This window comes from Chryseobacterium sp. FW101-FHT12H09 (genome assembly GCF_058790395.1).
Window position 1 is genome coordinate 448,888 of the sequence record NZ_JBYTCP010000005.1, and the last position, 26,303, is coordinate 475,190.

The 26,303-nt window shown below is 34.3% G+C and carries 31 protein-coding genes and 1 riboswitch; of the genes, 28 read left to right on the plus strand and 3 right to left on the minus strand.

Features of this window, described 5'->3' with window-relative positions; all coding sequences use genetic code 11:
- Window positions 1–9: 9 nt before the first annotated feature.
- On the minus strand, window positions 10–417 hold the full coding sequence (locus AC3WRL_RS21050) for a winged helix-turn-helix transcriptional regulator (RefSeq protein ID WP_492331177.1): 408 nt from the start codon (window positions 415–417) through the stop codon (window positions 10–12).
- A gap of 89 nt (window positions 418–506) precedes the next feature.
- Here AC3WRL_RS21050 and AC3WRL_RS21055 point away from each other — a divergent pair, with 89 nt between their 5' ends.
- The 19 genes from AC3WRL_RS21055 to ribB all read left to right on the plus strand — a co-directional run bounded on the left by AC3WRL_RS21055 (window position 507) and on the right by ribB (window position 15,014).
- Window positions 507–887, plus strand: coding sequence for a nuclear transport factor 2 family protein (locus AC3WRL_RS21055; protein WP_492331178.1), 381 nt, complete (start codon window positions 507–509; stop codon window positions 885–887).
- Between the two features lie 66 nt (window positions 888–953).
- On the plus strand, window positions 954–1,481 hold the full coding sequence (locus AC3WRL_RS21060) for a hypothetical protein (protein WP_492331179.1): 528 nt from the start codon (window positions 954–956) through the stop codon (window positions 1,479–1,481).
- Between the two features lie 158 nt (window positions 1,482–1,639).
- On the plus strand, window positions 1,640–2,596 hold the full coding sequence (locus AC3WRL_RS21065; RefSeq protein ID WP_492331180.1) for a DUF2157 domain-containing protein: 957 nt from the start codon (window positions 1,640–1,642) through the stop codon (window positions 2,594–2,596).
- Window positions 2,586–3,659 carry a DUF4401 domain-containing protein gene (locus AC3WRL_RS21070; protein ID WP_492331181.1) on the plus strand — a complete coding sequence of 358 codons (1,074 nt, stop codon included), beginning with the start codon at window positions 2,586–2,588 and terminating at the stop codon, window positions 3,657–3,659. The genes AC3WRL_RS21065 and AC3WRL_RS21070 overlap by 11 nt, the downstream gene beginning before the upstream one ends.
- A complete protein-coding gene (locus tag AC3WRL_RS21075; protein ID WP_492331182.1) occupies window positions 3,646–4,134 on the plus strand; it encodes a GDYXXLXY domain-containing protein in 489 nt (162 codons plus the stop codon). Before AC3WRL_RS21070 ends, AC3WRL_RS21075 begins: the two co-directional genes overlap by 14 nt.
- A gap of 92 nt (window positions 4,135–4,226) precedes the next feature.
- Window positions 4,227–4,889: a DUF2461 domain-containing protein gene (locus tag AC3WRL_RS21080; RefSeq protein ID WP_492331183.1), complete on the plus strand. Its 663-nt coding sequence runs from the start codon at window positions 4,227–4,229 to the stop codon at window positions 4,887–4,889.
- A 90-nt stretch (window positions 4,890–4,979) separates the two neighbouring features.
- Window positions 4,980–5,558 (plus strand): peroxiredoxin family protein, encoded by a 579-nt coding sequence (locus tag AC3WRL_RS21085; RefSeq protein ID WP_261509908.1) that lies wholly within the window; start codon window positions 4,980–4,982, stop codon window positions 5,556–5,558.
- An 18-nt stretch (window positions 5,559–5,576) separates the two neighbouring features.
- The gene (locus tag AC3WRL_RS21090) at window positions 5,577–6,122 is read left to right on the plus strand and encodes a dihydrofolate reductase family protein (protein ID WP_492331184.1); all 546 of its coding nucleotides are present in this window, start codon (window positions 5,577–5,579) and stop codon (window positions 6,120–6,122) included.
- Between the two features lie 5 nt (window positions 6,123–6,127).
- Complete coding sequence (locus tag AC3WRL_RS21095) at window positions 6,128–6,481, plus strand: DUF2200 domain-containing protein (protein WP_492331185.1); 354 nt, start codon at window positions 6,128–6,130, stop codon at window positions 6,479–6,481.
- 95 nt (window positions 6,482–6,576) lie between these two features.
- Window positions 6,577–7,332: an SDR family oxidoreductase gene (locus AC3WRL_RS21100; protein ID WP_214827966.1), complete on the plus strand. Its 756-nt coding sequence runs from the start codon at window positions 6,577–6,579 to the stop codon at window positions 7,330–7,332.
- A 68-nt stretch (window positions 7,333–7,400) separates the two neighbouring features.
- The gene (locus AC3WRL_RS21105) at window positions 7,401–7,748 is read left to right on the plus strand and encodes a YciI family protein (protein ID WP_214827964.1); all 348 of its coding nucleotides are present in this window, start codon (window positions 7,401–7,403) and stop codon (window positions 7,746–7,748) included.
- A 14-nt stretch (window positions 7,749–7,762) separates the two neighbouring features.
- Window positions 7,763–8,998 (plus strand): RNA polymerase sigma factor, encoded by a 1,236-nt coding sequence (locus AC3WRL_RS21110; RefSeq protein ID WP_261509911.1) that lies wholly within the window; start codon window positions 7,763–7,765, stop codon window positions 8,996–8,998.
- 189 nt (window positions 8,999–9,187) lie between these two features.
- The gene (locus AC3WRL_RS21115) at window positions 9,188–9,769 is read left to right on the plus strand and encodes a TetR/AcrR family transcriptional regulator (RefSeq protein WP_492331186.1); all 582 of its coding nucleotides are present in this window, start codon (window positions 9,188–9,190) and stop codon (window positions 9,767–9,769) included.
- A gap of 27 nt (window positions 9,770–9,796) precedes the next feature.
- Window positions 9,797–10,642, plus strand: a complete 846-nt coding sequence (locus AC3WRL_RS21120) for a sialate O-acetylesterase (protein WP_492331187.1) — start codon at window positions 9,797–9,799, stop codon at window positions 10,640–10,642.
- Window positions 10,643–10,794: 152 nt separating this feature from the next.
- A complete protein-coding gene (locus AC3WRL_RS21125; RefSeq protein WP_492331188.1) occupies window positions 10,795–11,295 on the plus strand; it encodes a DinB family protein in 501 nt (166 codons plus the stop codon).
- 165 nt (window positions 11,296–11,460) lie between these two features.
- The gene (locus AC3WRL_RS21130) at window positions 11,461–12,081 is read left to right on the plus strand and encodes a hypothetical protein (protein ID WP_214827952.1); all 621 of its coding nucleotides are present in this window, start codon (window positions 11,461–11,463) and stop codon (window positions 12,079–12,081) included.
- A gap of 153 nt (window positions 12,082–12,234) precedes the next feature.
- On the plus strand, window positions 12,235–13,020 hold the full coding sequence (locus AC3WRL_RS21135) for a hypothetical protein (protein ID WP_261509915.1): 786 nt from the start codon (window positions 12,235–12,237) through the stop codon (window positions 13,018–13,020).
- A gap of 131 nt (window positions 13,021–13,151) precedes the next feature.
- Window positions 13,152–13,931 carry an alpha/beta fold hydrolase gene (locus AC3WRL_RS21140; RefSeq protein ID WP_261509916.1) on the plus strand — a complete coding sequence of 260 codons (780 nt, stop codon included), beginning with the start codon at window positions 13,152–13,154 and terminating at the stop codon, window positions 13,929–13,931.
- A gap of 215 nt (window positions 13,932–14,146) precedes the next feature.
- A riboswitch (FMN riboswitch) is annotated at window positions 14,147–14,272 on the plus strand.
- A 91-nt stretch (window positions 14,273–14,363) separates the two neighbouring features.
- Window positions 14,364–15,014: a 3,4-dihydroxy-2-butanone-4-phosphate synthase gene (gene ribB / locus AC3WRL_RS21145; protein WP_214827945.1), complete on the plus strand. Its 651-nt coding sequence runs from the start codon at window positions 14,364–14,366 to the stop codon at window positions 15,012–15,014.
- Window positions 15,015–15,089: 75 nt separating this feature from the next.
- Here the strand turns inward: ribB and AC3WRL_RS21150 are convergent, their stop codons facing one another.
- Window positions 15,090–17,177, minus strand: a complete 2,088-nt coding sequence (locus tag AC3WRL_RS21150; protein ID WP_492331189.1) for an outer membrane beta-barrel protein — start codon at window positions 17,175–17,177, stop codon at window positions 15,090–15,092.
- A gap of 205 nt (window positions 17,178–17,382) precedes the next feature.
- Here AC3WRL_RS21150 and AC3WRL_RS21155 point away from each other — a divergent pair, with 205 nt between their 5' ends.
- From AC3WRL_RS21155 to AC3WRL_RS21175, 5 genes are all read left to right on the plus strand, one after another.
- Entirely contained in the window at window positions 17,383–18,135 is a 753-nt protein-coding gene (locus AC3WRL_RS21155) for a DUF3575 domain-containing protein (protein ID WP_492331190.1), read from the plus strand.
- A gap of 99 nt (window positions 18,136–18,234) precedes the next feature.
- Window positions 18,235–18,912: a response regulator transcription factor gene (locus AC3WRL_RS21160; RefSeq protein ID WP_214827935.1), complete on the plus strand. Its 678-nt coding sequence runs from the start codon at window positions 18,235–18,237 to the stop codon at window positions 18,910–18,912.
- Window positions 18,909–20,177, plus strand: a complete 1,269-nt coding sequence (locus tag AC3WRL_RS21165; protein WP_214827932.1) for a sensor histidine kinase — start codon at window positions 18,909–18,911, stop codon at window positions 20,175–20,177. The genes AC3WRL_RS21160 and AC3WRL_RS21165 overlap by 4 nt, the downstream gene beginning before the upstream one ends.
- Window positions 20,178–20,278: 101 nt before the next feature.
- Entirely contained in the window at window positions 20,279–21,691 is a 1,413-nt protein-coding gene (locus AC3WRL_RS21170) for a porin (RefSeq protein WP_214827929.1), read from the plus strand.
- Between the two features lie 21 nt (window positions 21,692–21,712).
- On the plus strand, window positions 21,713–23,005 hold the full coding sequence (locus AC3WRL_RS21175) for an MFS transporter (RefSeq protein WP_214827926.1): 1,293 nt from the start codon (window positions 21,713–21,715) through the stop codon (window positions 23,003–23,005).
- Window positions 23,006–23,066: 61 nt separating this feature from the next.
- Here the strand turns inward: AC3WRL_RS21175 and AC3WRL_RS21180 are convergent, their stop codons facing one another.
- The gene (locus tag AC3WRL_RS21180; protein WP_251040529.1) at window positions 23,067–23,282 is read right to left on the minus strand and encodes a hypothetical protein; all 216 of its coding nucleotides are present in this window, start codon (window positions 23,280–23,282) and stop codon (window positions 23,067–23,069) included.
- Window positions 23,283–23,675: 393 nt separating this feature from the next.
- On the opposite strand from AC3WRL_RS21180, the gene AC3WRL_RS21185 reads away from it, so the two are divergent.
- The 4 genes from AC3WRL_RS21185 to AC3WRL_RS21200 all read left to right on the plus strand — a co-directional run bounded on the left by AC3WRL_RS21185 (window position 23,676) and on the right by AC3WRL_RS21200 (window position 26,268).
- Window positions 23,676–24,527, plus strand: a complete 852-nt coding sequence (locus AC3WRL_RS21185; RefSeq protein ID WP_214827925.1) for an alpha/beta fold hydrolase — start codon at window positions 23,676–23,678, stop codon at window positions 24,525–24,527.
- The gene (locus AC3WRL_RS21190; protein WP_214827916.1) at window positions 24,527–25,000 is read left to right on the plus strand and encodes an RNA polymerase sigma factor; all 474 of its coding nucleotides are present in this window, start codon (window positions 24,527–24,529) and stop codon (window positions 24,998–25,000) included. The genes AC3WRL_RS21185 and AC3WRL_RS21190 overlap by 1 nt, the downstream gene beginning before the upstream one ends.
- Window positions 24,987–25,580, plus strand: a complete 594-nt coding sequence (locus AC3WRL_RS21195; protein ID WP_214827914.1) for a hypothetical protein — start codon at window positions 24,987–24,989, stop codon at window positions 25,578–25,580. Before AC3WRL_RS21190 ends, AC3WRL_RS21195 begins: the two co-directional genes overlap by 14 nt.
- A gap of 73 nt (window positions 25,581–25,653) precedes the next feature.
- Window positions 25,654–26,268: a class I SAM-dependent methyltransferase gene (locus tag AC3WRL_RS21200; protein ID WP_261509921.1), complete on the plus strand. Its 615-nt coding sequence runs from the start codon at window positions 25,654–25,656 to the stop codon at window positions 26,266–26,268.
- Window positions 26,269–26,303 lie beyond the last annotated feature (35 nt).

Genomic DNA, 26,303 nt, shown 5'->3' on the forward strand with positions numbered 1-26,303 from the left:
ATTCTGGAACTATTTAACCCTCGCCTTTAATACCTTGGTCAACTCCTGAATAGCTTCGGCTTTGTCTTTTTTGATTTTTTTCCCCAATTCTTTCCGTGGACAATTAGCATTGTACTTTGCCCCCCAATCCATTATCTCAATGACGATAGGCAGTAGATCAACTCCCTTCTTTGTTAAGCTATATATAAATTTTGACTTGTTAAGTGGTGATACTTCTTTAAGCAAAATTTTCTCAGACTCCAGAATCCCCAGCCTGTTAACAAGTATATTGGATGCAATCCGCTCTTCTGAATTTAAAAATTCACTGTAAGACATTTTACCTCTCAGCATAATATCTCTAATTATTAAAAGTGACCATTTATCTCCGAAAACATCAAGAGAACAACTAATTGGGCAATCCGACCTATGTTTATCCATAAAAAATATCTTATTGCATAATGCAATAACTTTTATATATTTGTACTTGCATAATGCAACAACAAATATAACCACAAAATTTTAATAAAATGGAAAATCAAGCAACAACAAGACAACTTCTTGAAATTTACTACAAAGGTTTTGCTGAAAAAGCAAACTGGGAAAGCACGATAGCCGATGACTTTGAATATATTGGCGGTGATATGAACAACACAACCCCTATCGTTGGAAAGCAAGCCTATATTGAAATCATAAAGCGATTTTCTCAGCGCTTTGAAGCAATGAGCGTAAAGGAAATGATAATTGAGGGGGATAAAGCAAGTGTTATTGGTAACTATGACTTTCAGTTCCCAAATGGTTTTAAAATTAATGGGAATGTTTCAGAAAATTGGACGGTAAAAAATGGCAAACTGCAATCTTTAACCCTTTATTTTGACACCCTGACTTTTATGGCAAACCTGAAACCATAACTTTCGATTATTGAGTGGAACGAAACGGTAGAATTGCTTAGCTTTAGCAAATGAATTAATTTTTTAATGAAGATAATAATTACAATCAGCTGTATAGTTTTGGTGTTGACTTTTATTTACTATCCTGCTTTCGACAGTGTAGGAATATCTTACTTCATTACTTTTTCTTGCTTTGTTGCGCTTTGTTTTTCAATTGCTAAAGTATATGCTCCTGATGATAAAGAGGTTTATGCTTCTGTTGAAAAAGAGGCCGATAGATTAGAGAAGTTTGATGGGGAATTTCAATATATAAATGACGGATTTTACCACAAAAATAAGAACCCATTGGAACTTATCAAGTGGGATGAAATTGTTTCAGTACATTCATTTAGTATTCCAGTTCCGGGTAGTAGCAGACAAACAGGCTTAGAAATAATTACCTATAAAAAACATTATGAATTGAATAGTGAAACCCCGGGAATGAAAAAATTAACCAATGAATTGTCTGATCATCTTCCAGATTGGCACCTCGATGCTCCTACTATTAGAGTCAATAATTATGGACTTGAAAAAACAAAACTGTACGAACGAAAGGATGTCGAAAGAGAAAAATGAAGAATAAGTTTTCATTTTCCAAAGTACCTTTCCTCTCTCTTGCCTTACTACACTCATAAAATCACAATTTCAATTCCTCTTAATTTTTTTGTAGTTTCGTTCTATTGACTCCTGACGAAATAAATCTTTTGTATAAGGTTCAATTAAAAAAAACATCCATGAAAAACCTGCAACGGGAAGATATCCAAATTATCAGCCGCCACAGTAATGTGACCGAACAGGGCATTGAAAGAGCCTTAAAAGAAAACATTTACAATGATAAAGAAACATGGCAAAAATTCCTCCGCCTTTTCCTTATCACTCTCGGTATTGGTTTTACGACAGCAGGAATCATTTTCTTTTTTGCCTATAACTGGGCGGATCTGAATAAATTTATAAAACTTGGATTGATCGAAGTACTCATTGTAGCAACGACCATTATGGTCTTACTTCCAAAGATAAAAAGTGGAACCAAAAATATTATTCTTACGGGTTCTTCATTTTTGGTAGGGGCTCTATTTGCCGTATTCGGACAGATTTATCAGACAGGTGCCGATGCCTATGACTTCTTTTTAGCCTGGACCTTATTTATAACGCTATGGGTTATTGTTTCCAATTTTGCTCCGTTATGGCTGCTGTATATTGTTTTAATCAACACCACATTTTTTTTATATACAGAGCAGGTTGCCAAAGATCTGCCTGAAATCCTTGTTATTACATCATTGTTTTTGTTTAATACAGCAATACTTATTGCATCCGTTCTATTGGATCACTATAAAAAGATTGAAAATATTCCGAAGTGGTTTACCTACATTCTGGCTTTAGGATCGGTTACCTTCGCGACGATGGGAATTGTTTTTGGAATCTTGGATGATAATCCACCTTTATTTCCCCTTTTGATTTCAGCTGTTATACTGGTTTTTGCCCTTGGAATCTGGCACGGAATACGTTCGAAAAATACATTTTATCTTTCAATCATTCCATTGAGCCTTATCATTATCATTACCATCTTATTATTTAAAATATCAGATGAAATGATCATGTTTTTAATTGTCGGCATATTTATCATTGTAAGTGTTACTTTGGTTATTATGAGTCTGCTTAAACTTCAAAAAAAATGGACCAATGAGAAATAAAGAAGAGATAAAAGAAGTATTGGATTATTTCCAAACAATGGATGATAAAGAATTGAAATTTGATGAAGAAGCTATTTTAACCGCATATCAGAAAAAAGAAGATCATCAGTCTTTAGCCATAAAAATCCTATCCATTTTTGGTGGAATTTCAGCAGGTCTTGTTTTTCTGGGAGCGTTGTTTATTACGGGGATATATGATTCAGATTCAGGATTATTAGCATTTGGAGTAGTGGCTATTATTGGAGGTGTCTTCATTAATAAGTTCTTTGATAAATTAATTATTGATACCATCAGTGTTTCGTCTTATATTATTGGGTTTATTCTTTTAGGTGTAGGTATGTTTAAAATGGAAGCGAGCGAAAATACGGTGTGCTTTCTGTTTATTCTGATAGCCATTGCATCATTACTGATCGTTCGGAGTTATATTATTTCCTTTATTTCGGTATTGATCATTAATGGATCTATTTTAGCACTACTCCTACTCAATAACAATTTTTTTGGTATTCAGATGTACACTTGTGTTCTTGCCATCATGGTAACTGTTGTGTTCCTGAAAGAGGCAAAAATAATTTCTATCCATCCAGCATTTTCAAAATTATACAACCCTGTTCGTATAGGACTGATTTTTTCATTCCTTGGAGGATTGGTTCTTCTTAATAAAAGTGACATTCCCGATATATCAATAAACTACCTTTGGATATCATCGGCAGTGATTATCCTGACCATACTATATGTACTTTCCTACCTTTTTGAAGTATTGAATATTTCACAAACGAAACAAAAGGCCGGAATATATATTGTAAGCACGGTCATATTGCTATCTACCCTATTATCTCCAGGGGTATCGGGTGCTCTTTTAATTATTCTTCTAAGTTTTCTGGTCAACTATAAAACCAGTTTTGTTATTGGCATTATTGCCTTCATTTGCTTTATTTCACAATATTATTACGACCTTCATTTTACACTGCTTACCAAATCTATATTTTTATTTTCGTCAGGTGTTTTATTTCTGGGTCTTTATCTATTAACTCACAAAAAACTGACATCAAATGAAAAAGTATAAATGGATTATTATCGTACTAAACCTCATCGTCTTACTGATCTATTTTAATTTTTCAGTATCTAAAAAGGAAGCCGTCCTAAAAGACGGAAAGTTGGTTCTTTTACAGCTTGCTCCGGTTGATCCACGTTCTTTAATGCAGGGTGATTACATGAGTTTAAGGTATCATATAGCACAAAATATAAATATGGATCATATTCCTAAAAGAGGATATTGCGTTGTTCGTCTTGATAAGAATGGAGTCGCAGATAGAGTAAGGCTTCAAAAAGAGACAACACCACTGAATAATGGTGAATATCTTATTAAATATTCTTCACCTGAACAGTGGACCATCAATATTGGAGCAGAATCTTTCTTTTTCCAGGAAGGACAAGCCGAAAAATATGAAAATGCCAAATATGGTGGTGTGAAAATCGATGAAAACGGCAACAGCGTGTTAGTGGGACTTTATAACGGGCAACTAAAAAACATAAAATAAAAACGTTATCACACAAGATTACAAAATATATGATCTGACTACAGATCAAGAAACCTACTTAAACTTTTAATTTCCAGCATTTATATAACATCATGAAAAAGGCACTTGAATTTCTTAAAAAGATCAATGAAAATAACAATCGCGAATGGTTTAATGAACATAAGCATGAATATGATTTAGTTGTAAAAGAAAACAAAGTCTTTTTTAATGAGATCTATAGTGAGCTACAGCAGTATGATAATTTAAAAGGCATCCATATTTTCAGGATTTACAGAGATGTTCGTTTTTCTAAAGATCAATCTACGCCTTATAAAACTAATTTCGGAGTTGGATATTCCCGTTCAAAACCTATGTTAAGAGGCGGGTATTATATTAACCTGGAACCAAATAACAGCTTCGTGGGAGGTGGATTCTGGGGTCCTGAGGCTAAAGATTTGCTCCGTATCCGCAAAGAATTTGAGCTCAATACAACAGAAATTGAAAAGATAATGTCTGATGAAACTTTTATAAAATATTTCGGAGAAATCAAAGGTGATGCCGTAAAAACGGCTCCAAGAGGTTTTGATAAAAATCATCCTGCCATTGATCTCATCAGAAAAAAGCAATATGTTGTGATGCGAAAATTCACGGATAAGCAGGTTCTGTCTGGTGATTTCCAGAAAGAAGCCATTCTGACCTTATTAGCCATGCGGCCTTTTTTTAATTATATGAGTGAAGTTCTTACAATGGATTTAAACGGAGAACCTTTATTTTAAAAGTCAGCTCACCTGTTATCAAAGCCTTCCTGTTTTTAGAAAGTCTTTTTTGTTATATTTACTCTCATTTAAAATTCTAATATAACCAGCATGAAAAAAATTTTAGCCCTTTTTGTGATTTTATCTATACTTTCCTGTGAAAGCGAAAAGGAAAAAAAAGAAAGAATTTTTAAAGAATTCCAAAAGGAGGCAAAAGAATTGAAAAAAAATCAGATTGACTTCTTTCTTAATGCAAAGCCCAAATATTTTTCGGCTAAAACAATTAATGGAAGTGTTTTCAATTCACAAAATTATAAGGGTAAAAATCTGGTCATTTTTGTTTACGATAAATCTTATCTAAAAAAGAGTGCATCTTATGATATGCCAGAAGAGTTTAATGCGCTGTATAAAGAATTTAAAAACGAGGCCAATTTTATTGGTATTGTAGAAGGATTTATAGAAAATGAAAAAGAACTAAAAGATTATCTGAGCCAGTCAGATATTTTGTTTGAACAGATTGACAATACCAAGTCATATAGTAAATCCGAAAAATTAAACTACAACCTGTTTTGCAGTCCGGCAAAAATACTCATCGACACCAATGGAAAGGTGATCCATTCTTCTTGTGGTGGTGGAAACAATTCAGAAATCGAACGAAAGCTGGACAGCATAAGATCTGCTGTAAAATAATTAATTTTATCTTTAAAAATGAAAAAAGTAATATTAGATCTGGCGACTACTTTAGACGGATTCATCGAGGGACCGAACGGTGAAATCGATTGGTGTATTATGGATGATGATATGGATTTCAATGGTTTTCTTTCAAGTATAGATACTATTTTTTACGGGAGAGTGAGCTATGATGCCTGGGGAAATTATCAGGCTGGTGAAAATGCAACTCCAGAAGAACAGAAACTCTGGGAGGCCGTTCATTCTAAAAATAAATTTGTGTTTTCCAGTCAGGACAGAGAAGATAAAAATGCCATTTTTATTAATACGGATATTGAAACAAAAGTTTCAGAGATAAAAAATCAAGGCGGAAAAGATATTTGGCTGTATGGTGGTGCCAGTCTTATTAAAACTTTTATTCAGCATAATTTGATTGATGTCTACAGAATATCTGTTCATCCTATTGTCTTAGGAAGTGGGAAACCTTTATTTGAAGATCTGAACGAAAGATTACATTTAAAACTCATGACAACCAATGTCTTCAAATCCGGAGTAGTACAGCTTATTTATGAACCTGTAAAATAAAATTCATGCAAAATAACGACAGAGTTTATAATATGTCTTTTGCAGGAGTTTATCCTCACTACATTCAAAAAGCAGAAAAAAAAGGACGTACAAAAGAAGAAGTTCATGAAACTATTTTCTGGCTGACTGGTTATAATGAAAAAGATCTTCAGGAAATACTAAATAACAAAACCAACTTTAGAGATTTCTTTGAACAGGCTCCTCTGATAAACCCTAATGTTTCCTTAATAAAAGGCGTTATTTGTGGCTATCGCGTTGAAGAAATTGAAGATGAGCTGATGAGAAAAATTCGTTATCTGGATAAGTTAATTGATGAATTGGCGAAGGGAAAATCCATGGATAAAATTCTGAGACGATAAAATATTTTTAAATTTCTAAATAATTTTTCTCCATCTTTTGTCCAATTTCGAAAACTCGATTGTCATTAGAGTATAAACCCATAAAATTATACATAATGAAAATCACAGTAATTGGTGGTACTGGCCTTATCGGTAGCAAACTTGTTAGTAGTCTTAAAAATTTAGGTCATGAAGTTTTAGCGGCATCTCCCAATTCAGGAGTCAATACCTTAACAGGAGAAGGCCTTGACAAAGCTTTGGAAAATGTAGATGTTGTGGTAGACGTTGCCAACTCTCCTTCTTTTGCAGACGATGATGTCATGAAATTCTTCAAAACATCAGGTGAAAACTTAATTGCAGCAGAAAAAAAAGCAGGTGTAAAGCATCACATCGCTTTATCGGTAGTAGGGACAGACCGTCTACAGGAAAGTGGATATTTCAGAGCAAAACAGGTTCAGGAAGATCTTATTAAAGAGTCTGGAATTCCTTACACGATCGTTCACTCTACTCAATTTTTCGAATTTGTTGGCGGTATCGTTCATTCCAGTACAGTTGATCACAAGATTTTAGTTTCTCCAGCATTAATCCAGCCTATCGCTTCAGATGATGTGGTAAAATCAATGACTGAAGTTACCATCAATCCTCCTAAAAATAATACCGTAGAAATCGGAGGTCCTGAAAAAATAAAACTGGATGATTTGGTAAGAAAATACACATCGATCATGAAGAATCAGGATGAAGTAGTAACAAATCCGGAGGCTACTTATTTCGGAGCTCCATTAAATGACAGCACTTTAGTGCCAAATAACGATGCAAAATTAGGAAGTATCCGTTATGAAGAATGGATTTCAAATCCTGAAAATCAGAGATAAGATCCAAGCAGGATTTTTTATTATTAAATTTATAAAGTAAAATACATTTTATTTAAAATTACAACATCATGAATGAGTTTTTAATCGCCATACACCGGGATATTATTAATAAAGACGCAAGTCCTTCACCAGAGCAAATGCAGGCTTCTATTCAGCCTTTTCAAGACTGGTTAGGAAGTATTGCCGCTCAGAATAAACTCGTTTCTCCACCCAAAAGATGGGACCTTGGCGGAAGAGTGGTAAAAAACGACACTGTTATTAATGGACCTTATGCAGAAATCAAAGAATCTATTGGCGGGATGTTCATCATCAGAGCTAATGATTATGATGAGGCGGTAGAAATAGCAAAAGGCTGTCCTATCCTTCAATGGGGAGCCAGTGTAGAAGTTAGGATGGCAATTCCACCAGCGCAATAAATTATTAAAATTTAATGCAGGAGCATTCATTAATACCCAATTTATTCAGAACAGAGTACCGGAAAATTGTTTCGGTGCTCTGTTCTGTATTTGGCATCAATCATATTGAAATTGCAGAGGATATTGTAAGTGACACTTTTCTTACTGCTACTGAAACCTGGAGTATTAATGGGATTCCGGAAAACCCTACCGCTTGGCTCTACACTGTTGCCAAAAACAAAACCAAGAACTATTTTAAAAGAGATGCTTTGTTTCAACAAAAAATCTCAGATGAAATCAAATATTCAACTTCTGATCAGGAAGAATTTGAAATAGATCTTTCCGATAAAAATATTATTGACAGTCAGTTGGCGATGATGTTTACAGTCTGTAATCCTTCTATTTCAAAAGATTCTCAAATTTCATTAGCCTTAAACTTACTTTGTGGATTCGGAACCCAGGAAATTGCCGATGCTTTTCTGGTTAATAAAGAAGTGATCTATAAAAGATTGAAACGGGCAAAAGAGAAACTAAAAGCCCAGGGAATAAAAATTGAACAACCTTCAGTTGTTCAGATTCATTCAAGCCTGGAAACAGTTCTTACGACTTTATATTTATTATTTTCAGAAGGCTACTATTCAACATCACAAAATGCTATTCTAAGAAAAGACCTCTGTCTTGAAGCGATACGGTTAACATTATTACTTCTTAAAAACAAGCTTACCAATACTCCATCTACTCACGCATTATTATCTCTCATGTATTTTCATTCCTCAAGATTCAATGCGAGGATTAATGATAAGGGTGAAAGTATTTTATACGGGGAACAGGATGACACTTTATGGGATCTGGAATTGATTAATAAGGGGATTAAACACCTGAACCAAAGTGCTTCAGGAAATTCTTTAACCAAATTTCATTTGGAAGCAGCCATCGCCTATTGGCACACAAAGAAACAGGATCAAGATGAAAAATGGGAAAATATTCTGCAATTATACAATCAGCTTTTACAGGTTGAATATTCTCCAATGGCTGCTCTCAACCGAACTTTTGCCTTTGCAAAGGTGAGAGGAAAAGCTGCGGCAATTATTGAGGGCGAAAAGCTGGAACTCATTGACAATCCTTTTTATTATTCCCTTTTAGGACATCTTTATACCGGTATTGATGATTTAAAAGCGATACAACATTTTGAATCGGCCATAAAGCTTTCTAATTCGCAATCCGTTATGAAAACCCTGAAAAGGTATATTGATACTTTGAAAAGAAAATAACGTCATCTAATAGATATTTGTTCTCTTAAGTAGTTTTGAAAACCCATTATTTGATTTTTAACGCATACGCTCTTTGCATATATTCTAAAATACTATACATTTGCATTTATAATTAAATGAATATTCATTTAATTATAAATAACTGATAATAAAATAAATATGCGTAACCGGGATTCTACCAAAGAAAATATGATTAAGCAAAAGGCTATTGAAATTATTGTAAAAGATGGATTGGATGGTTTTACGATCAACAAATTGGCGAAAGCATGCAATATATCTGTAGGTACCCCTTATGTATATTATAAAGATAAAGATGACCTCATCGTTAAACTGGTTATTGAGGAAGGAAATAAAATGGAAACACTGATCAATGAAGGATTTGATCCGGCTTCTTCTCTTGAAGAAGGACTGCGTGTACAGTGGACGAACAGATATCATTATGCTATCAAAAATCCCCTACTCCTTCCTTTCTTTGAGCAGATCAACAATTCTCATTACAGCCAGCAATTTGTTCAAATGTTTAATGAAAAACCAGGGATGTTTATGAGCGAATTCAAAAACAATCTTTTAAATTTTATCTCCAATACGGTGCAACGGGGAGAAATGGAAGAAACTCCATTTGAAATTTACTGGTCAATTGCTTTTGCTCCATTATATACCTTATTACGTTTTCATCAACAGGGAAAGAACATTAGCGGATTACCTTTTGTCTTAACCGATGAAATGTTATGGTCAACTTTCAACAAGGTTTGTAAAGCCTTAAAAAATTAATAAAAGAATCATAATTCAATACGCACAATGACACATTCATTTTTAATGATCGGACAATCCAATATGGCAGGTCGGGGGTTCCTGAAAGACGTTCCTTCTATTCATGACGAAAAAATTAAAATGTTAAGAAACGGAAGATGGCAGATGATGGCGGAACCTATTAATTTTGACCGATCTACTTCAGGAATCAGTCTGGCAGCTACTTTTGCTTCTTCATGGCGATTATTTCATAATCAGGAAGATGATATTGCATTAATTCCATGCGCCGATGGAGGTACAAGCCTGGAAGATTGGTCTGTAGAAGGTCCGTTATTTCAAAATGCAGTTTCTCAGGCAAAAGCTGCACAAAAAATAAGTAACCTGAGTGGAATTCTCTGGCATCAGGGAGAAAGTGATAGCTATGGACAAAAACATCAGCTCTATAAAGAAAAATTAAGTCTGATTATAGAAACCTTGAGAAAAGAACTTAATGCTCCGGATATCCCTCTGATCATTGGAGGATTGGGAGATTTTTTACGAGACGGTATCTATGGTCAGTATTTTAATGAATATAATGAAGTCAATGCAGCTTTAATTCAATTCGCAGAAGATCATGATCACACCTACTTTGTATCTGCAGAAGGTTTAACAGCCAATCCCGATAACATTCATTTTGATGCTATTTCTCAAAGAAAATTTGGAATCAGGTATTTTAGAGCTTTCGAGCAAAAAAATCATATTCTGGGAAGATTACCAGATGAAGATCAAATTATAGAAATGATCAATAACCGTCCACTGACGAAAAATGAAAAGCATGAATTGCTCCAATTTCAACTAGCAATGGGGGTTATAGAGGTGGAGGAATTTCAATCCCAATTAGCGAAACTTAATTGATCAATAGATCTTACTAATCATAAGAAATAATAAATCCGGTCTTTTTTCAGACCGGATTTTATTTTATACAAACTCAATTAATATTTTATTTATTTTTATTTTGAAATAATATATTTCAACAAACAAAAACAACATCAAAAAATAAAATAATTATGAGCTTAAAAACATTAGTCACTAAAAGTGTTCAGTACAACAATTGGGTCGTTAATAAATACATTGATTGGCTTTCTGCCAAATCGGATGAACAGCTTAATCAGGAGACGATCTCAAGCTTTCCGACCATCTTAAAAACATTACATCACATCTGGCAAACTCAGCAATACTGGTGGAGCCATATTGCCGAAAACAATGATTTTGATTTTGCTACAACTTCAGCAGTAAATACTAAGGAAGAAATTTTCAGTGCCATTAAAAACAATTCCGAAATGCTGTTGAAGTATGTGGAAAGCCTGTCTGAAGAAGATTTAACCAAAAATGTAAAAATAGAATCTCAGTGGTTTCAGTGTGATTTCTCCAAATATGAATACATCCAGCATGCCATCATTCATGGAACTTATCACAGGGGACAAATCGTAACCATGGGGAGAAATGTCGGAATTACAGATGCACCGATGACCGACTACAATTTTTGGAATATTTATAAAGATCAGTAATAAGTGAAATTATTTATTCCAATAAAGACTAACTTCAAACTAACCATTCTAAAATTTAGGATGGTTTTTTATTTTCTGAACAAACTAAAAAGTACACAAAAGAGTAATTGATTCATAATCATGGGCAGGGTAAATTTGGTATATAAATTAATAAAACAAACGACCATGAAAACACTATTTAAAACATTTTTTATCTTGCTAGTCTCCATTAATCTTATTCAGGCACAAGATCCACCAAGGAGTTGTGAGCATTCAGTAAGTTTATTCGACGCCATTATAAAAGGAAAGATAACGAGCCAGGTTCGTACAGCACATCAGTATTATATGAACAGTTCAGATCCAAATGCAGGAAGCACCTACGAAGAAAGAACTGCTAATTTACAGAAGGAAATAGCCAAAACATTTCAGGCTTTTATGAAAGTCCGCAGAGAGGAATACAGAAAAACTATTTGTCATTACTACAAAACAGATTGGAATAAACCAGGCAACAGCAGCTATAGAACGCTAACCGTCCAACCCGGGTTCTATCTCTTGGTCAATACTCTGAAGCGTACAACAAATGGCGACTGGAAAGGAGGCCCAATATGGCAGCCCGATTCAACTGCTCCCACTTCAATTAGATGGAAAACCGGTGGGCACAGGAGAAGTGAAACTTTTGTAGATATCCAGGCCATGTATGGGGAAAGTTATATAAAAACAACGATTGTTAATGAATTAAACCTGGTACGAAAAGAACTTAATGACCTTGGTATACCCACTGAAATTCCCCCATTCCTCGAAGAATAAACCGTTGAACTTTAACTCTGGAGAATTATCTCAATAAGAATTTCACTAATATCAATATAAAACTGTTCTGATTTTCAGGACAGTTTTTCATTAAGCACCAATCAAATATGTATATTTGAATATAATATACATCACTATCTGTCCCCGCACAAAATGAAAAAAAACCTACTCCTTACTTTCACTTTTATATATACTCTTTATTTCTCCCAGAATAAAATTTCGCTTTCTCACGCGTCCCAGTATGATGATTTTATTGAGATCGGAATAGAAATAGACAAACCAGTCAGTAAATTTGATTTAATTGATCTGGATACCTTAATTATCAGTGATACTAAGAACAATATCCTAAAAGAGAATTGGGAATATCCGCTAAATTACAACTATAACAATGGCATCACCAAAGTAAGACGTTTTTACATCCCGGATAAAAAAATTAAAACCGCTGATATAAAGGGTGTATTTAACTATTTTACACCTTCTAAGGAAACCAATACTTACTTTGATTTGGGTACCCTTAAAGATATCAAGCGAAATGTAAATCTCATTGATAGGAAAATTACAGATAAAAATCCATACCTCCATTTCAGTATTGTTGATTCCACAGAGATCAAAAAAGTTTTTCCTGATTTCGAATATAAAGAGGGTGATGAGAAAGAATACAAAAAAATTAATTTCAAAGATTTTGATTTTATATATGCCTACAGATATAATAATAAACAAAAATTAGTTTATTTCTTTAATGATAATCCTGCCCCCGGATACCACACCTTCACCATGAGAGATAAGAAGACAAGAATTAATTATATTCTAATCAAATTAAAACGTGATATCACTCCTTCCGAACTGGGTAATGTCAGAATTGAACTGATGATAGAAAATGAAAAGTCAGTGAGAAAAATACCTTTTGAATTGAAAAACGTAGTTATTGAGAAGAAATAGACATTGAGATAATTAAGTTTGAAATTTGGCAATTAAAGTATAGATTATTTCAAAAATACATGACCCATATTAGAAAAAAAATTCCCAAATTTATATTCTTAGAAAATAATACAACCATTTTACTTATACCAATGGAAAAATACGCAACATCTTCGGACGGTCAGAAAATTCATTACAGAGAATCAGGTAAAGGAAATATTTCAATTATTTTTGTCCATGGATGGTTGGGCAATGTGGATTGGTGGATCACTCAAGTAGATTATTTGAAGAATCAATTCAATATCATACAAATTGACCTGGCCGGACATGGAAAGTCAGACAAATCAAGGCAAAACTGGACGAGTGAACAATATGCTGATGATATCAAAGCAGTAGCCGATCAGATCGATTCACAAGATATTATTCTTGTAGGGCATTCGATGTCGGGTGCATATGTTCTTGATGCTTCTTTGAAAATTCCTGCAGTAAAAGCACTTATTTTAGTGGATACGCTGAAAGATCTTGATGAATACTTTAATGAGGAGATGGCCGAAGAATTTTTATTTGTACACTATCGAAATGATTATAAGAACGCAGTTGAAAATATTCTTCCGCAATATCTTTTTGTTGAATCGACTCCAGGTACAGTAAAGGATAGATTACAAACGGAGTTTCTACAAAACACGCCAGAGATGGCTATCAATCTTCTTAAACCATTATACAAAAGGGACTTCAGAAACGTTGCAAAACAAATTCAGATTCCTGTAAGGGCTATTAATTCTGATGGATCACCAACCAATACAGAGTCGAACAGAAAGTATTTTAAAGATTTTGATTATATAAATATGGCAGGGGTTGGTCACTACCCTATGCTTGAAAAGCCGGATGAGTTTAATATAATCCTTGAGGATGTCATAAAGCACCTGATTTAAAAACGTCCGTTTCAATAAAACCAAATAAACCGTTCCAATTCTTAGAGCGGTTTTTATTTTTAAATCTATTCTAAATTCTTTAAGGTACATTGATAAAAAGCATGAAAAATATTTTCTCCATTTCAAAAACTTCCCGAAATTAGCAGTCTGTGCGTTAAATACAAAATCAATGAACTAAAGAACAATTAAACAAACATACAGTAAAACTTAGTATAAGTTTTCTTCGGGGCAGGGTGTAATTCCCTACCGGCGGTTACAGTCCGCGACTCCTTTTTTATTAAAGGACTGATTTGGTGAAATTCCAAAACCGACAGTTAAAGTCTGGATGGGAGAAGAAAATGAAACGATCAATAAGGCTACCTTATGGACTTATTGTGTTGTATTTCATTTCCATGTACCGAAGTGTATTTTAACTTTTTAAAGTAAAATAACATGGAAAAATTATTAGAAAAATTCGGAGTTTCCTCCAGAGAACGTGTAGAAAATGCACTTTTAAAATTACAACAAGGTAAAGGAATCCTTTTAGTAGACGATGAAAATCGTGAAAACGAAGGCGACATTATCTTTCCTGCCTCCACCATTACAGAACAGGATATGGCACTTTTGATCCGCGAATGCAGCGGCATCGTTTGCTTGTGTATTTCTGAAGAGAAAAGCAAACATCTAAATCTCCGTCCGATGGTGGAAGCCAACAACAGTAAAAATCAAACCGCATTTACCATTTCTATTGAAGCTAAAGAAGGTGTTGAATCCGGCGTTTCAGCAAAAGACCGTGTGACAACGATCAGAACTGCTGTGGCAGAAAATGCTTTAGCAGATCACATTGCAAGTCCGGGGCATGTCTTTCCTTTAATTGCTAAAAAAGATGGTGTTTTCGAAAGAAGAGGTCACACTGAAGGCAGTGTAGATTTAGTAAAAATGGCTAACCTTGGTGACGATGCTGTACTTTGTGAACTCACTAACGAAGATGGTTCTATGGCCAGACTTCCGGAAATTGTAGAGTTTGCGACAAAAAGAGAAATGAGTGTGGTGACCATTGAGGATATTTATTCATATCGTAAAATGATGATCAGCCAGAACTAAACCAGAATAATTTAACGCACAGAAAATCTCCCACGACTTTGTCATGGGAGATTTTTATTGTAAATAGAATGATCATTAGAAAGTCGCTGCAGGAGCGGTTGAATTATTCAGTTTTTTCTCAAGATCCGTTTTCTTACCCCTAGAAAAATCATAGCTTAATCCCAGAACAAACATCGATTTATTGTTCATGATCTGACCAACCTTTGAATAGTTAACCAAACTTTCAGGAAGGCTTTTTGTTTTATATTCCGAAGGCATTCCTATCCAGTACATTCCCGTAGAAAATGTCCAGTCTTTATGTTTATAACTGACAAAAATGTGATTCTGGTTTTCGTTTGAATTAAGAAACGCTCCACTAAGCATATAAACAGGAATATTCAACTGATACTGTATTGAGAATGACTTATACTCTGAAGATAGCTCCAGGTTATTGGCTATATAATTGTTTTTGATCAATGCTCCTTTGCTGGTTCTTACCGTTTCTGATGAAGGAGCAACCATCGCTTTGATCACGAGAAGGTTGTTTCCAAAAGGTTTATAGGAACCCGTAAGCTGTATACCATACTGTTTCGAATTTTTTGCATTCTCATAGGTAAGAGCATAACCTCCAAAAGTGTCATCTAATACATAAAACTGATTAATGGTACGGCGCGTATCCGAATAAAATAAATTGGCATTGAAATCAAAATGCTTATTATTTAATGAATAAATCAGGTTATTTCCCCATGTCAACTGTGATTTAAGAAATGGATTTCCTTTTTGCACAATATTGGGTGCCATCTGAACGACATTACTACTTAATGCAGCACTCCATGGACTTCTTGGTTTATAACTACTGGTCAAACGCAGACTCTGATTTCCTTTCAGCTGATATCCTAAAATGATTTTAGGTGTAACAGACCACTCATCAAATGTAGTTTCGGCACTTTTATTATGAATATTGGTAAGCCCTGCTCCGATTCGATATGAGAATTTTTTAATCTTACCTGAAAATTCTGTATAAAAATACTGTTCTAAATAATTCACCTTATACTGTGAGAAACCTGCAAGGTTTTGGAGATCATTCGAGATTGATGTATTGGAAATACGATAACCTGAAGAAAGTTTTCCTGCTTCAAAGTCATGCGTGTGGGCAATTTCTCCAACAAAACCGGTTTGTTTAGTGTTAAGGTTCATATCATTGTCAAAAACAGGATTCCCAGTATTGGTAACCCATTCTTTTGTAAATTCGGATGTATCGGTTGTAAAGTGGGAACCTACAAGATTCACACTTAATTCATCTTTTTTACTCAGGTTTTTGGAGAAATAAAGATCAAGCGTTGGGGTCACATAATCTGTAGAACCTCTTTTCATCATCGTATGATCCTCCATTAAATTATCTTTTGAAAAAGAACTTTCTCCATTGCCTTTAACGAAACTATTAAGAATATCCATATTCAATTTTGCCTGAAATGAATAATTATCGGGAACCATGCGGGTGTATCTCAAAGCAATATTTTGATCGGTATATCCAAAATGATCTTTTTTATTTTCATCTGAAAGATAATGAGTATTATCCAGCTGGTAGTCGTAGATACTATGTACTTTTCTGTTATTATAATCTCTTAAATTAATAGAATATTCTAACCCGAAGTTATTTTTACCTTTGGTAAAATTGGCATAGGCTGATCCGTTCACAAACCCGGTATTCAAGGCTGTTCTGGCATCGGCTCCAAAAACATATCCCGTCTCGTTAGACCGGGTAATGATATTAATCACCGTATCTGCTCTTGTTGCCCATCTTGCTGGTGGAATATCATAGTATTCTACTTTTACCACTTCACTTGGTGCCACACTTCGGATCTGCATATCCGTGGCCTCAATTCCATTGATGAGAAATAAAGAGGTTCCACCTTTGGTGCTTTTAAGCTTATTTTCAACAGGGTCGAGTTGCAGCTCCGGTAATGTCTGCAGGAGATCTTTTGCATAGCGGGCTTTGTCTAAAGCATCTTTATCAAAGGTATAAACAGCCTTATCGGCAAATTGTTTTTTACGCTGAGATTTAATAATTACCTCCTGGATTTCGGCGGTTTTCGTTTTATCGATAGTATCATTTGTTACGGCCTCTTGCGAAAACACAAAAACCCCACAAAGAAAAAACACAGCACCTATGGTCTTTTTCATATCAGAATTGGAATAATATAAATAGAACAAGCAGGATCAGAAATTCATTACATAGTAATCGAATCCTAATTTCTATTAAAAGCTTATAAAACTTAAAATGAAGAGCTTATTTTTACTCAATTTTGCTTTTTGATTAATTCTTGCCCGTTTTTTGCTTCAACTTTTACGAACACCATCGCCTAATATTTAATGAAAATTTAAAGTCATGAAAAAAGGTCTTTTACTCTTCTTTTCTTTCCTTATTTTGAAAGTTTATGGCCAGGAAATCAGTGAATCTCCGTCGAACAAAATGAACATTATTAAAACCAATGTAACTGCATACGCCGTCAGAAATATTAATTTATCTTATGAAAGAGCTATTAATCAATGGTTTTCTATTAATGTTGGATTTGGGACAATGCCTGAAGGAAAAGTTCCTTTCATTAATGCATTTCTAAAAGACAAAGATGAAGACCGTTTCCAAAATCTGCGAGTTAAGGCTACCAATTTCACCGTAGAGCCTCGTTTCTATCTCGGAGCAGGCTACGGAAAAGGCTTTTATGTTGCTCCTTATTACAGATATTCTAAAGTAAGTTCCAATACTTTTGATTTCTATTATGATTTTAAACCTGTTAATGGAGTTACTTATCAGATTCCATTGCAAGGAACCGGAAGTACTAACGGTAACAGTGGTGGATTGATGGTTGGGGTTCAGTTTTTTCTCACCCGAAGCCAGAATTTAGTTTTAGATCTCTGGATTGCCGGAGCACACTACGGCAGTGGAAAAGGTGACTTTAGCCTTAGCAGTGATTTTTTACTTACCCCTGAAATGCAGCAGCAGCTTAAAAAAGAGATCGAAAACCTTGATATTCCTTTCGTAAAATATACCGTTGAAACCAATGCCAAAGGAGCTAGAATAAAAGTGGATGGGCCTTGGGCTGGTTTTAGAAGTGGACTATCTTTGGGATATGGGTTCTAACAATATGAAAATGACCCCCTAAGAAACCATTCTCATTTTTTAGAATGGTTTTTTTATATCTTTAAGCCCGCAATAATGTATTTTGATTAATATTTTCACATGAAAATCCTTATCATCGAAGACCATAAAGATCTGGCTACCAACATTACAGACTATCTTAAAAAAGAAGATTACGTCTGTGAAGTGGCTACCAATGCAAAAGAAGCTTTAGAAAAAATTGAGCTTTTTGAGTATGATTGTATCCTTTTGGATCTTATGCTTCCCGACGGAAATGGATTGGAAATTCTTAAACATATTAAAAATGATGCGCCGGAATCAAGTGTTATCATTGTTTCAGCAAAAAACTCCTTAGATACAAAACTTACAGGCTTGGATGATGGAGCTGACGATTATATTACAAAACCATTCTCACTACCTGAATTACATTCCCGAATAAAGGCCGTTCTCAGAAGAAAAACCCCGGAAGCCCATCGTATTCTCAGTTTCAATGAATTTACAATCGACCTGGAATCCAAGGAATGTAGAGTCAATGACCAATTGCTGAATCTGACAAAAAAAGAACTGAATCTACTGATCTACTTCATCAACAACCAAAACAGGATGCTTTCCAAGCAAGCCATTGCCAGCCACCTTTGGGGAGATTACACCTATAGTGTTGATAACATAGACTTTGTATATCAGCATTTAAAGAACCTTCGGAAAAAGATTATTGATGGTGGTGGTAAAGATTATTTACAGACCGTTTATGGATTGGGTTATAAATGGATTGACAAATGAATTTAAGTTTTCGTTTTGCAAGAGCATTTACCATCTTGGTATTTTTCGTCCTTACGACGGGATTTACAATTCTATATTTTGCCTTTGAAAGAGCTACTATGCGTTCTGCCATTCTAAAGCTTGAAGATCTGAATGTTTATGTCGCCAAAAAACTGGAGCAAGACTCTGCTTATGATTATCTTAATTCTCACCATCGGCAGACTCAGGTTAAAATCCTTCCCGCAAATTATAAGAATACCAAAGAAAAGATTATTGAAGAAAAATACATCTGGAATAAGAGCGTACAATCTTATATCAACAAAATTACGGTGATCACCTATCCAGTAATTCATCAAAAAAGATATGCAATAACAAGTGTCCGATATATTACCATCATAGAAAATCATTTCCTCATAAGCATCATTATGGTTGTTGCATGGATTATGGTCTTTCTTATTATTCTGACCATTATTGTAGGAGTTCTGGTTTCTAAAAAAATTCTTGAACCTTTTTACCATGCTATAGATGAGATCAAAAAGTTCAGTCTGAAAGACAATCGTTCTATGAGCTTAATGAAAACACAGACGGAAGAATTTAAATCATTAAATACCTTTCTACTTAAAATGTCTGAGAGTTCAAAAAAAGATTATCACTTATTAGAGGAACTTTCAGAAAATACTTCTCATGAATTACAAACCCCTTTGGCCTCTATTAAAGGGAAGATAGAATTATTGATGGATAGTGATCTTTCCGAAAAGCAACTCCTTACGCTTTCTTCAATGAATGATGAGCTGGATAGACTTTCTTCCATTAATCAATCCCTTATTCTTTTAGCCAAGCTGGAGCATTTTGAAAAAAATGATTCACATCATATTAATTTTTCAGAACTGCTTACTGAAAGGCTTTATTATTTTGAAGACTTATTCGAAATTCAGAATCTTACACTGACGAAAGAAATCCAGAAAGAAGTTTATCTTAATTTTGATGAAAACTTAGCCATCATCGTTATCAATAACCTCATCAATAATGCTAAAAGACACAATATTGAAAATGGAAAGATCGCTGTAACACTTACAGAAAGCTATTTTCAGATTTCAAATACAGGAAATCCGCCTACTATTCCTACTGAAGAATTGTTCAAAAGATTCAAGCGTGGAAATCCAGATCAAAACTCGATTGGTATCGGTCTAGCGCTCGTGAAGAAGATTTTGGAGATTTATGATTCTGAAATCTCTTATCATTTTGAAAACAATCAGCACATATTAAAAGTCAATTTCACAAAATAAACGACTGAATTTCAAAAACATAACAACAAATATTGAATTTTGATTAAAACTTCAGAAATTCTTCAGAATTTATCTATTGTTTAGGTGCAAATAAAGCATCAATGAAAAAACTTCTCATTATTTTAGGTTTAGCTGCTATACAATATACCTATAGCCAGGATACTCTTAAAGTCGATAAGAACCCTGAAGAAATTGTGACTGAAAAAGATCCTTTGGATATCGGCGAGCTTAAAATCAATCTGAATTCAAAAGGAGACAAATGGCTGAAATTTGGTATTTCGAGTCAGATTTGGCTACGTAGTATTGATAATAACCCTGGAACTTTAGTGAATGGGGTTCCTCAAGAACAAACCTATGATGCCGGAATCCGAAGAATGAGATTAACGATTCAAAGTCAACTGACACCGTTTTATTCTATCTTTTTACAAATGGGAATCAACAATCAGTCTTTTATTTCGGGAGGTGGAACGGGTACTGGAAATAATGGTGCCGGAAAAAAAGCCCCATTCTTTTTTCACGATGCTTATAATGAATTGGCCATTATTCCGAGAAATGATTTTCAGACTGGAAAGCCCAATAAAAACAATTTGTATCTGGGAGCAGGACTTCACTCATGGAATGGTGTCAGCAGATTAACCAATGCAAGTACTACGAAAATGCTGGCTGGTGATATTCCGGTTTTTAATTTTCCTGCTATAGAAATTGCCGATCAGTTTTCAAGACAATTTGGTATTTTCGTTCATGGAGAATTTGATAGATTAAATTATAGATTTAGTGTGAACAAACCTTTTGCAACTAATTTAAAACCTGCTATTGGAGGACCTGCTGTAGATAATAATCAAAGTGGGAAATTGTCTTATTCAGGATATGCATTTTATCAGTTTTTTAATAAAGAAACTACCGTAACCTCTTTTCTTCCCGGAAATAATCTTGCAGCTAAAAAAATATTAAACTTTGGAGCAGGCTTTTATACCACTAAGGATGCCACTCAATCTCAACCTTCAGAAAATGTTTTTGAATCTCATGATGCCAATGTTTTTGGCGCAGATGTTTATTCAGAACTTCCATTAGGAAATAAGAATAAGGAAATGGGATTAACCTTATATTCTGTTTATTATAATTACAACTATGGTCCGAATTATTTAAGGGTAAGCGGGCTTCTGAATCCAGGTACTCCAGATCCACAATTTACAGGACAAAAGGCATTAGAAGGAGCAGGAAATAACAGAGTTTTGATGGGAACAGGAAATATCTGGTTTTCTCAAGTGGGTTTTGTTCTTCCTAAATTCAGTAAGATCCTGAAAGTACAGCCCTTCTTTAACTATGCATTGAAAGATATGAAAGCGCTTAACCAAAGTGGAAGCTATTATGATGTGGGTGCCAATTTCTATTTATATGGTCAGAATGCAAGAATAGTTGCGCAATACAGCAGCAGACCACTATATGATCTGACATCGAAAACAATTTTTGACAGAAAAGGAGAATTCTTATTGTCTTTGCAAATTATACTTTAAAAAATTTAATATATTACCCCTATGAATACGACTCAAATTACAACCGCCCAAAGGATCAAAGCCATCGTTGGTGGTTCCATTGGAAATCTTGTAGAATGGTATGATTGGTATGCCTATGCAGCCTTTGCCATTTATTTTTCCAATTCATTTTTCCCGGATTCGGATCTTAATGCTCAACTGATGAATACTGCAGGGATATTTGCAGTAGGATTTCTAATGCGTCCTATTGGAGGATGGCTTTTTGGAAGTATTGCCGATAAGATCGGAAGAAAAAAAGCAATGACCCTTTCCGTTTTACTGATGTCATTTGGTTCTTTGCTTATTGCCCTTACCCCGACCTATGAAACCATAGGTATTTTGGCACCCATCTTACTTTTAATTGCTAGATTATTGCAAGGGTTAAGTGTAGGTGGAGAATATGGAGTTTCAGCAACGTACCTCAGTGAGATGGCCACCGAAGACAGACGGGGCTTTTATTCAAGCTTTCAATATGTAACGCTTATTGGTGGTCAGCTGATTGCACTGGGAATTCAGTTGGTTTTACAAAAATTGCTTTTAACGGAGGCACAGTTGGAAGATTGGGGTTGGAGGATACCTTTTATCATCGGAGCAGCCCTATCGATTATCGCTTTATATTTACGGGCTAACCTTCATGAAACGGAAGCTTTTGAAAATAAAAAGGAAGTAAGCGATAAGAAAAAAGGAACTATTACTGAGCTTCTTAAACATCCCAAAGCTCTTCTTACTGTTGTAGGGTTAACTTTAGGAGGAACATTAGCTTTCTATACCTACACTACCTATATGCAGAAATTCCTTGTGAATACCGTTCATCTCACAAAAGAACAATCTACACTGATCTCTTTTATCTCCTTATTTATTTTCGCATGCCTCCAACCGGTTTTTGGTGGCTTATCAGACAGGATTGGAAGAAGACCATTGCTTTTAGGATTTGGAATTTTAGGAACCCTTTGTACTGTACCCCTGCTTACTGCCTTGAGTACAACAACTTCCATGTGGGGTGCATTCTTTTTAATTATGATCGCTTTAATTATAGTAAGTGGTTATACTTCGATTAATGCTGTAGTAAAGGCAGAACTTTTCCCATCCGAAGTACGGGCACTTGGCGTTGGTCTACCTTACGCTTTAACAGTCGCTATTTTTGGAGGAACGGCAGAATATATTGCTCTTTGGCTTAAACAATCTAATATGGAGTCTTACTTTTATTGGTATATCACAGCGTGTATATTCTTTTCATTGGTTGTATATGCCCGAATGAAAGACACCAAAGAAACATCAACATTAAATAAGGATTAAATACATATCCCATTAATAAGACGCGCCACAGAAATTCTGTGGCGCGTCTTTTATTTTTATTTTAGCTATAAGCTTGTCTGAATTTGACGATAAGATCATCTAAATTGTGACGCTGCACATAGATTGTTTTCACCTCCTCATATTTGGGAGACTTATAAAATACTTCATGAAAGTCCATGCTTCCATTTCCTACTTTTACTACTTTTTGTACTTCGATATTCAATTTTCTCAATTCGTCTTTTAGAACTTGAAATTCGTCTTGTATATTGTTCATCATATTTTTGGATTTAATTAAAAAAACGGCTACTTTATTTACAACACCCCCACTATCTTCATGGGGCAATTATAAATTCTTACTAAATTTAGTGAATTTTCTAATACAAACACTAGGTTTCACTAAAATTTTATTAATTCCTATACGATGCAAAAACTATACCTATTATTATAGGGATTACATAATATTTTTAAAAAAACCGAAGTTAACTTACAGGAAATGAGGACTAACAACCAAAACTTGACTTTACTTCATTAAATGTGATTTTAAAATTTCCAGAATCCAAGGGCATTTCCAAGCATTTCACATAATATTTTAAATTAATTTAAAAATTTTGTAACATTTTAAAAGGTGTCGTATCTAAAAGATAAATTAACCATTAAAAATTAGAAAAAAATGAAAAAACTAACTTTCTTAGCCGTGATATTATTATTTCTAGCATTATGTGCTAATGTATTTGGACAGATAAAATCATTTCCATTTGAGGTAAAAAAAACAGGACAGGGGAAACAATCATTAATTTTCATTCCAGGTTTTGCTTCTTCAGGTGATGTATGGAAAGAAACAACAGCAAAATTCGAAAAGAACTTTACATGTTATACATTAACAATGGCAGGATTCGCAGGAGTAAAACCACAGTCTGACGCTACTTTTAAAAACTGGGAAAGTAAAATTGCAGAATATATTGCAGATAATAAGATCGATAAACCCATTATCATTGGCCACAGTATGGGTGGCGGTCTGGCATTGGCTCTTGCTGCCGACTATCCAACATTAATCGGCAAAATAGTAGTGGTGGATGCTCTACCCTGCTTATCAGCATTAATGAACCCTTCTTTTACATCTAAAGAAAATAATGATTGTTCCCCAATGATCAGTAAAATGACTGCTATGACAGATGAACAGTTTCACCAAATGCAGGTAAAATCCATTCCACAGCTTTTGGCAGATACTACCATGCAGGAGACTGTTATTGGTTGGAGCGATCGATCAGACCGAGAAACTTTTGCTAAAATGTATTGTGACTTTTCAAATACAGACCTAAGGGAAAAAATAAAAACCATTCAGTGTCCTTCCCTTATTTTATTAGAATCTTATTTTGCTAATTTTAAGCCAGCCATGGAAGATCAATATAAAAATATGAAAAATGCTAATTTACTATACTCTACAAAAGGATTACACTTTATTATGTACGATGATAAAGAATGGTATTTCACCCAATTGAATAATTTCTTATTACCAAAGTAATGGCATTTGAAGAGATTTATCAGCTGTATTGGCAAAAAATATTCCGCCTATGCATGGGATATGTGAACGATTCTGATTCTGCCCAGGATCTGGCTCAGGAAACATTTATCATCGTCTGGCAGCAACTTCCAAAATTTAGAAATGAATCCAGTATTGGAACCTGGATATTCAGGATAGCTTCAAACAATTGTCTGCGACAGATTGAAAAAGAAAAGCGGTTTACAAAAGGTGATCTGCCCATCAATCTGGAGGAGAAAAAACAAGAGTCTTTGGAAACCGAAATACAGCTTCTTTATCAATTTATTTCAGAACTTCCGGAAACAGACCGTATCATCATTTCTTTGGAATTAGAAGACTTAAAACAGGCGGAAATAGCTAATATCGTTGGACTTTCAGAATCCAATGTAAGAGTAAAAATTCATAGGATAAAAGAAAAATTAACTCAAAAGTTTAAGGAACATGGAACCCACTAATATAGATTTTAAAAACATCTGGCAAAAACAAAAGGTCAGTGAGCCCAATTTTGAAGATTTGCTACGAAAATTAAAACAGTTTAAAAATAAAAGTTTGCGGAAATTGATCATTACAAACATTTTATTACTGTTGACAAGTGTCGGTATTGGCTTGATCTGGTATCATTATCAACCCCAGATGATCACTACAAAAATTGGAATTGTTCTTATTATTTTGGCTATGGCTATTTATCTATTTGCTTATAATAAACTATTTTCACTTTTCTATGTAACTGACAGCACGCAAACGAACAGCGAATATTTACAAAGTCTTTATGTACTGAAAAGCAAACAGGGATTTATGCAAACAACGATGATGAATCTGTATTTCATCATGTTATCGACCGGAATATGCTTATATATGTATGAATATGCTTCACGAATGACTATTTTCATGGCTGTTTTCGCTTATGGGGTTACCTTGATCTGGATAGGATTTAACTGGTTTTATGTAAGACCAAAGACTATAAAAAAACAACAGACCCAACTTAACGAATTAATTAAAAAATTTGAAGATATCAACAAACAACTAAAAGACTAAAAATAGTTTGATTAAAATATTTTCTTTCATGATGTCTTTTGTAATTTAGTCCCTGCTAAAAACATCATTACTTATGGGCTCGCCAACGAATAAAAATCACTGGGACACAGTATATGAAACTAAAAACCCTGATCAAGTAAGCTGGACGCAGGAAAGACCTGAAACTTCACTCAACTTTATTGCTTCTTTTGGACTTGGAAAAGATGCTAGAATAATTGACATTGGCGGTGGCGACAGTAACCTTATTGACTGTTTACTTGATGAGGGATATCAGGATATTACTTTACTTGACATTTCTGAAAAAGCATTGGAAAAAGTAAAAATCAGATTGGGAGACAGAGCAAAAAAAGTAACATTTATTGCGACAGATATAACAGAATTCAAGCCAGATCATCACTATGACATTTGGCATGACAGAGCTACTTTTCATTTTTTAACGGAACAAGAACAAATTTTGAAATACCTCAGCATTACAGAAAAAAATGTAAAAGGATTTTTAATATTGGGTACTTTTTCAAAAAATGGACCGACAAAATGCAGTGGATTGGAAATTAAGCAATATGATGAAGAATCTATGACAGGACAATTTGAAACTCATTTTGAAAAAATAGAATGTACTTCAATAGATCATACTACTCCTTTCAATACGATTCAAAATTTCACATTCTGTAGTTTTAAAAAACAATAGCAGGACACATTTCGTTATAATGTTTCTCGTTCTCG

Excerpts from the sequence above, each read along its gene's own strand:
- AC3WRL_RS21125 (WP_492331188.1), top strand. The coding sequence starts at position 10,795 with ATGAGCTTAAAAACATTAGTCACTAAAAGTGTTCAGTACAACAATTGG.
- AC3WRL_RS21165 (WP_214827932.1), top strand. The coding sequence starts at position 18,909 with ATGAATTTAAGTTTTCGTTTTGCAAGAGCATTTACCATCTTGGTATTT.
- AC3WRL_RS21080 (WP_492331183.1), top strand. The coding sequence starts at position 4,227 with ATGAAAAAGGCACTTGAATTTCTTAAAAAGATCAATGAAAATAACAAT.
- AC3WRL_RS21065 (WP_492331180.1), top strand. The coding sequence starts at position 1,640 with ATGAAAAACCTGCAACGGGAAGATATCCAAATTATCAGCCGCCACAGT.
- AC3WRL_RS21200 (WP_261509921.1), top strand. The coding sequence starts at position 25,654 with ATGGGCTCGCCAACGAATAAAAATCACTGGGACACAGTATATGAAACT.
- AC3WRL_RS21100 (WP_214827966.1), top strand. The coding sequence starts at position 6,577 with ATGAAAATCACAGTAATTGGTGGTACTGGCCTTATCGGTAGCAAACTT.
- AC3WRL_RS21190 (WP_214827916.1), top strand. The coding sequence starts at position 24,527 with ATGGCATTTGAAGAGATTTATCAGCTGTATTGGCAAAAAATATTCCGC.
- AC3WRL_RS21185 (WP_214827925.1), top strand. The coding sequence starts at position 23,676 with ATGAAAAAACTAACTTTCTTAGCCGTGATATTATTATTTCTAGCATTA.
- AC3WRL_RS21110 (WP_261509911.1), top strand. The coding sequence starts at position 7,763 with ATGCAGGAGCATTCATTAATACCCAATTTATTCAGAACAGAGTACCGG.
- AC3WRL_RS21075 (WP_492331182.1), top strand. The coding sequence starts at position 3,646 with ATGAAAAAGTATAAATGGATTATTATCGTACTAAACCTCATCGTCTTA.
- AC3WRL_RS21160 (WP_214827935.1), top strand. The coding sequence starts at position 18,235 with ATGAAAATCCTTATCATCGAAGACCATAAAGATCTGGCTACCAACATT.
- AC3WRL_RS21170 (WP_214827929.1), top strand. The coding sequence starts at position 20,279 with ATGAAAAAACTTCTCATTATTTTAGGTTTAGCTGCTATACAATATACC.
- AC3WRL_RS21140 (WP_261509916.1), top strand. The coding sequence starts at position 13,152 with ATGGAAAAATACGCAACATCTTCGGACGGTCAGAAAATTCATTACAGA.
- AC3WRL_RS21150 (WP_492331189.1), bottom strand. The coding sequence starts at position 17,177 with ATGAAAAAGACCATAGGTGCTGTGTTTTTTCTTTGTGGGGTTTTTGTG.
- AC3WRL_RS21130 (WP_214827952.1), top strand. The coding sequence starts at position 11,461 with ATGAAAACACTATTTAAAACATTTTTTATCTTGCTAGTCTCCATTAAT.
- AC3WRL_RS21195 (WP_214827914.1), top strand. The coding sequence starts at position 24,987 with ATGGAACCCACTAATATAGATTTTAAAAACATCTGGCAAAAACAAAAG.
- AC3WRL_RS21090 (WP_492331184.1), top strand. The coding sequence starts at position 5,577 with ATGAAAAAAGTAATATTAGATCTGGCGACTACTTTAGACGGATTCATC.
- AC3WRL_RS21070 (WP_492331181.1), top strand. The coding sequence starts at position 2,586 with ATGAGAAATAAAGAAGAGATAAAAGAAGTATTGGATTATTTCCAAACA.
- AC3WRL_RS21120 (WP_492331187.1), top strand. The coding sequence starts at position 9,797 with ATGACACATTCATTTTTAATGATCGGACAATCCAATATGGCAGGTCGG.
- AC3WRL_RS21095 (WP_492331185.1), top strand. The coding sequence starts at position 6,128 with ATGCAAAATAACGACAGAGTTTATAATATGTCTTTTGCAGGAGTTTAT.
- AC3WRL_RS21060 (WP_492331179.1), top strand. The coding sequence starts at position 954 with ATGAAGATAATAATTACAATCAGCTGTATAGTTTTGGTGTTGACTTTT.
- AC3WRL_RS21055 (WP_492331178.1), top strand. The coding sequence starts at position 507 with ATGGAAAATCAAGCAACAACAAGACAACTTCTTGAAATTTACTACAAA.
- AC3WRL_RS21180 (WP_251040529.1), bottom strand. The coding sequence starts at position 23,282 with ATGATGAACAATATACAAGACGAATTTCAAGTTCTAAAAGACGAATTG.
- ribB (WP_214827945.1), top strand. The coding sequence starts at position 14,364 with ATGGAAAAATTATTAGAAAAATTCGGAGTTTCCTCCAGAGAACGTGTA.
- AC3WRL_RS21155 (WP_492331190.1), top strand. The coding sequence starts at position 17,383 with ATGAAAAAAGGTCTTTTACTCTTCTTTTCTTTCCTTATTTTGAAAGTT.
- AC3WRL_RS21105 (WP_214827964.1), top strand. The coding sequence starts at position 7,401 with ATGAATGAGTTTTTAATCGCCATACACCGGGATATTATTAATAAAGAC.
- AC3WRL_RS21115 (WP_492331186.1), top strand. The coding sequence starts at position 9,188 with ATGATTAAGCAAAAGGCTATTGAAATTATTGTAAAAGATGGATTGGAT.
- AC3WRL_RS21135 (WP_261509915.1), top strand. The coding sequence starts at position 12,235 with ATGAAAAAAAACCTACTCCTTACTTTCACTTTTATATATACTCTTTAT.
- AC3WRL_RS21050 (WP_492331177.1), bottom strand. The coding sequence starts at position 417 with ATGGATAAACATAGGTCGGATTGCCCAATTAGTTGTTCTCTTGATGTT.
- AC3WRL_RS21175 (WP_214827926.1), top strand. The coding sequence starts at position 21,713 with ATGAATACGACTCAAATTACAACCGCCCAAAGGATCAAAGCCATCGTT.
- AC3WRL_RS21085 (WP_261509908.1), top strand. The coding sequence starts at position 4,980 with ATGAAAAAAATTTTAGCCCTTTTTGTGATTTTATCTATACTTTCCTGT.